General features: G+C 43.8%; 5 protein-coding genes. 3 read left to right on the plus strand and 2 right to left on the minus strand.

Features of this window, described 5'->3' with window-relative positions:
• Positions 1–10: 10 nt before the first annotated feature.
• Both HN980_04540 and HN980_04545 read left to right on the plus strand, forming a co-directional pair.
• Positions 11–1,576, plus strand: a complete 1,566-nt coding sequence (locus HN980_04540) for a hypothetical protein (GenBank protein MBT6928744.1) — start codon at positions 11–13, stop codon at positions 1,574–1,576.
• Positions 1,577–1,578: 2 nt separating this feature from the next.
• On the plus strand, positions 1,579–1,845 hold the full coding sequence (locus tag HN980_04545; GenBank protein MBT6928745.1) for a hypothetical protein: 267 nt from the start codon (positions 1,579–1,581) through the stop codon (positions 1,843–1,845).
• A 2-nt stretch (positions 1,846–1,847) separates the two neighbouring features.
• On the opposite strand, the gene HN980_04550 is transcribed toward HN980_04545, so the two are convergent.
• Complete coding sequence (locus HN980_04550) at positions 1,848–2,798, minus strand: calcium/sodium antiporter (GenBank protein MBT6928746.1); 951 nt, start codon at positions 2,796–2,798, stop codon at positions 1,848–1,850.
• A gap of 90 nt (positions 2,799–2,888) precedes the next feature.
• On the opposite strand from HN980_04550, the gene HN980_04555 reads away from it, so the two are divergent.
• The gene (locus HN980_04555; protein MBT6928747.1) at positions 2,889–3,554 is read left to right on the plus strand and encodes a hypothetical protein; all 666 of its coding nucleotides are present in this window, start codon (positions 2,889–2,891) and stop codon (positions 3,552–3,554) included.
• Here HN980_04555 and HN980_04560 read toward each other — a convergent pair.
• Positions 3,555–5,258, minus strand: a 1,704-nt coding sequence (locus tag HN980_04560; GenBank protein ID MBT6928748.1) for a hypothetical protein, incomplete at its 5' end; no start/stop codon positions are given.

Below are 5,258 nucleotides of genomic sequence, written 5' to 3' on the forward strand. Positions count from 1 at the left end.
GAGTAGCAAGATGCCGGACAATATCATATCAGGCGCTGGGTCTTTCAAGCTGCCAGAAAGCATGAAGGCTACGACAGCGAAGGCGCTGGAAGGAAAAACAGTATCTACGGCGGTCACTGCAAAGCAAAAGGAAAGCACTGCCAGCACGCGTGGCGAAGCTGCGCCGTCGAAAGCTGAGATGCACGATACCCCCAAGACGCCACTACCTTCCGGCGTGGCGGTCCATAGTGGAGAAACGAAAGACCCAAAAATCATCGCCAGCGCCGCGCCAGCGGCTTCTGCAGAAGCCCTAAAAACTTTTGGTAAGACTCTAGTAACCGCCCTCGACAAAATGGAGGGGCTACCGATGATTTTCGGCAAATCAGTAGGAAAAAAATTGTTAAGCATGGCGCAGAGTACGGGCACTTCGGAGAAACCCCAACTTATAGAAGCCATAGAGCAAAGGCGCTCGGAAATAGCCGGAAAAATAGAAGAGTTCCGTCCCAAGATAGAAGAAGCTCGTCATTCTAAAGACAGCATGCACACAGAATTCGAAAGCGTCCTTGCCACTGGAACGCTAGAACGCACAAGAGGCGCTGGAGGAGCATATATCCTTAAAGATGAAGCTGGCGTTCCTCAGTTCATTGTAAAACCTAACGATGAAGATCTTTTTTGTCTAAATAATACTAAAGGCTGTTCTTCTCCTTTTTTAGATACCCAATATCGCGCTCGTAATTCTAAACCTCTTTATACCAGTGTACAAACAGCAGCGTGTTGCTATGATTTTGCCAAGATGGCCGGCGTCGATAGCATAACACCCCGAATCGCTATGATGATCATTAAAAGCGACGCTTTTCATGATGTTTCGGATCCATCTACAACAACCAAATCTGCCGATGGAATACGTGAAAAATTGTGCTCTGTACAAAGGTTTATTCCGAATGCTAGAGACCTCAATGCTATCGACGCCCATTGGGACAAAAAAGGGTTCTCAGAAGATGAACAAGAAGCACTTGTCGACCAAAAACGTTTCGAAGATATCAACATTTTAACATGGATAACAGGTGATAGTGACGGCCACTTTGAAAATATACTAATCGGAGAACAACAAGATGAAAAGGGTGAAACCTCCTATCCTATTAGTAGAGTCGACTTCGATCTTAGTTTCATGGAAAAAAACTTACAATACAGAAACGATCTCTCACTAATTTCTTCTCATTGCGATAAACCTCTATCTTCCTCCGGAAGAGAAAAAATAATGAATCTATCGGCAACAGGTGGAGGGGAGCTTCTCGACTCTTATGGTCTTAGTGGCAGTAAACAAGCTTTCGAAAAAAGAATTAAGGTTTTGCATGATATGATTTCAAATAATCCCAGCATAACCATAACCGCAATTAATGAAAGGATGTACCTTCTTTCAACACAAGATCCTGAAGCACCATTGAAAAGTTATGAAGAAGAACAAATTAAAGCGTCTGGCGCACCAAAAGACGCCGGTAAAGGCCTAGACCCAAAACAACAAATAGAACGAGCACGCATAGAGGCTTCAGAACAAGGCCTTGAAAGTATACGTAAAAAAACATCTCCAGGAGAATAATAATGAAAATAATATCCAGAAGCAATCCGGATCTTTGTCTAGTAGAGATTAGTAATGGCAAAGCAACCTTTCCAAAGAAGATAAGCGGGAAACCAACTTTTTTCGAAACAATCATGCAAAAAAGGGGTGTTGAGATCCCTGCAGGCCGTGTCGAAGATTTTGGAAACAAACACTTTATCAAAGCAGACAACCCTCTATTTCCAAAAGCCATTGAAGAAATATATTGCAACACTATGTTGGATAAAGATCGATACGAAGTGGTCGATTAGCGCTATAAGATAACGATGGCAGCGATGTAGATGATATATGCTGTGAGTAGTGCTATTCCGCAGATACGTGGCAGTGAGCGTTTGCGGTGTAGTAGTATCGCCATTACTATTACAAAGGCGAGCATCACTGTAGCATCGTAGTATGCCAGCTGCATCGAGAACGATATATCACGTATGCATGCTATAGCACCGGTGGCAAAAAGAATATTGAAGATTATACTTCCTATGACATTGCCGATGGAGATGCTATGGTGTCGTCGTGATGCCGCAATCATCGACGTAGCAAGCTCCGGCAATGACGTCCCTAGAGCAACGACCGTCAGTGCGATGATACGTTGCGGCACCGAGAATACTACGGCGAGCCTCGTAGCGCCTTCGACTAGAAGGCGCGCTCCAAAAAAAAGCGCTATGCTCCCTATTACAACTATTGCGATGCTAAATGCCGTGCTCCTCAATGGTGTCGCCGTCAACGACTCCTCAAGAACATCATCGGCAGAGTATTTTCTTCTGGCGTTCTTATAATGATATAAAAGGTATGCTATGAGAGCAACGACGAAAGCTATACCCATAGCACGTGTTATTGTCCCTGTCAGCAGGCATGCGAAGAAAGAAAAACATACGATAAGGAGTACTGGCATCTCCCTTCTGCTTATCGACGATGTTATCGTCAGAGGCGTCAGTATTATCGAAGCCCCTAGAACGAGGCCTATGTTGCTGATATTTGATCCTACGATGTTGCCGATGATGATATCGCCGAGGCCTCCGCGCATCTGCGCGACGAGGTTTACTACAGTTTCGGGCAGCGACGTCCCACACGCCACAACGGTGAGTCCTATAACGAGAGGCGCTATGTTAAAACGTTTGGCCAGGTGGCACGCTCCTCGCACTAGACCTTCGGCGCCGAGATAAAGAATAATAACGCCTGCTGCTATCATCATAATAATTGTAAGCATATCTTCTGCTCCTGTCCTATCTTTTCTGTTTCACTCTAAAAGCCAAAATAGTATAAAAGCAAGAGAAACAATATTACGGTGAAGATAGATATGATTATTGCAACCTTTTTGCTGGCACTGCCACTAGTCCTTTCGTATCCTGGAGAATCCCCAGACCTTGAAGAATGGATGACACCACAAGAACAACGACAGATGGGCATTAACAAGCTCAACGACAGCGAGAAGAAGATGCTCGTCCACTGGATAGAAGCTTCCTTCGACGAGAAACTTCGCGATCAGGGAACAGCACGCCTTACTATACGGTCTTCTAGCAAAAAGAGTCGCTCTATCGAGCTCAACGACGGGTCTTTATGGGAAATTCACCACGATGACAGCGAACGTGCTTCGATGTGGAAGTCTGGCGAGAAAGTCAAGATCATCACCGGCGACGACAAACGGTACCCCTATCTTTTTGTTCTCGTGCCCCATGGCGAAGTCGCCAGAGCTAAGCTTGTATCAAAGCCTCTTCCCATCGATGGTAATGACTCCATAGGAAAAACACATTGGATCGACGCCGTCACTGCCAATGGCATGAAGATAACTCTCGAAGACGGCACGACGTGGGACGTCCTTCCTGCCGACAAATACATCGCAAAAGAATGGATCGTCGGCGACAATATCAAGGTATATAAGACCGAAAGCGTCAAGACGCCATACGTCCTTGTCAACACCTTCACAGGCCAAAAGATCCGTGTGAAAAAGGTGGATAACTACTAGTTATTCTACTGACGCCGAGACTTTTCGGAACATAAAAGAACGGCCATTGCTCGCGGCTCTTTGCAATACTGTTCGTTCAACGACCGGGCTTGATCTGCTATCATTATATACTCGCCATTGACCGTCGTCATCTTTATGGTAATAAGTATAATGACCGCCAGACCCACTTCCACTATAATGTACAAAGTCGACAAGTTTATATTCGTCTTCAGAATTTTCGCCGTTGTAATCAGGAAAAAGATCTTTTATCTTAAATCTTGGCGGTATGTCACTCAAATATACTTTCTTGCCAAATCTTCCTAATACAGGCATGCGATTTATGACGAGTCTATCTGGAAATTCTCCTCGCGGGATAGCTCCTTTATCAACACGAGCCTCTTCTAAAGTCAATGTTTCTGGATTAAGCTCCTGCAAGAATCGTATTCTTTCGGTAACGTCTTCTTCCTTTAGAGAGCGTAAATCTTTTATTTCCTGTTCAATCCTTGTTTTAATCCATTTTTTTTCCTGCTTGCGAAAGCTTTTTTCTATTCTTACTCCAGCTGCAGTCATTAAGTTATGTTTTTTGAAGAGCTCTACACAAAATGCCTTCTCGTCAACCCTCCCTCTAGAATCTTTTACTCCTGACTTTTCCTTATGAAGCTTAAAACTCTTATCATAGGATTTTACTCCTATTAATTGTTTCGCTATCGATACATACCTCTGTTCTTCGTTCACCGACGTACCAAGCACATAGTCACCTTCTCTTGTTACTAAAAGGGTCCCTCTTTCTTCAATACGCTCTGGATCAAATTTCAGGTCTTTACGAAGCGCTTCTAAGAATTGGCCGCCACCATTCAACATCACCTCCCCATCTTCCTGTCCTTCAATTTCTGGCTTTATTGTTCGAAAGCTTTTTGTAGGATCGCTTACCGAACTATATGTCATTGTATGTGATAATTCTATGGCGCTTCGAGTACCATCTTGAGCTCCGTCTAAAATAGTTTCCAAAACAGCTGCACTTACTTCTTGTTGGTCCTGTTGTTTTTCGAAAAGTTTGTTCTTAACGAGAACAATTTTTCCTCTAACTACTTCTTTAACAAAAAAAGGCCAAGCTCCCGTCTTGTGGATGTCATCGCATAATTTCTCCATTTCTTTCATTGGTACTGGGACTATACCGTCATCAGAACGCAAAATATTTACTATATGTATAAGCTGTCTCTGCACATCTCTTCGAGCTTGAAGGTCTTTTTCAGTTTCATCCCTCTTAACACTGCTTCCTTTTTCATCGAAAAATTCCCTTTCTCTTGAATCTCTTTGCAATGTTTTCAATAAAAGGTGATCGAAATCGGAATTGCGAGCGATACGCTGCAAAAAAGTGTTAAGATAACATGTGTAAACACCAATCCTCTGAATTCCTTTATGAGCTGTTAAAACAGCAGGCGTTAACAAATCAGTTTGAGTAGAAGCTCGTGTCGGCTGAGATGAAGGCGGCCTAGGAACAGGTTTGGGAGCGGGTCTGGGAGAAGGTTTAGGTTGTGGTGGTATCGGATGAGGAGGCGATTCAGGAGGCGACGGCGGGGCTTTCTCAGGAGGCCTTCCTAGGCTAGCTGTTGTAATCCTGGCAATATCTTTGCGTCTGCCCCAAGAAAGCCATTTTGAGTTTTTGTTGTTATCGTTATGGTTTTTTATTCTGTTATTAAGAATCGTCACATTATATTCAAGATC

The sequence above is a fragment of the Waddliaceae bacterium genome (genome assembly GCA_018694295.1).
GTDB lineage: Bacteria > Chlamydiota > Chlamydiia > Chlamydiales > JABHNK01 > JABHNK01.

Bases quoted from the DNA above. Each gene is read 5' to 3' on its own strand.
- HN980_04555 (MBT6928747.1), top strand. From the start codon at position 2,889: ATGATTATTGCAACCTTTTTGCTGGCACTGCCACTAGTCCTTTCGTAT.
- HN980_04550 (MBT6928746.1), bottom strand. From the start codon at position 2,798: ATGCTTACAATTATTATGATGATAGCAGCAGGCGTTATTATTCTTTAT.
- HN980_04545 (MBT6928745.1), top strand. From the start codon at position 1,579: ATGAAAATAATATCCAGAAGCAATCCGGATCTTTGTCTAGTAGAGATT.
- HN980_04540 (MBT6928744.1), top strand. From the start codon at position 11: ATGCCGGACAATATCATATCAGGCGCTGGGTCTTTCAAGCTGCCAGAA.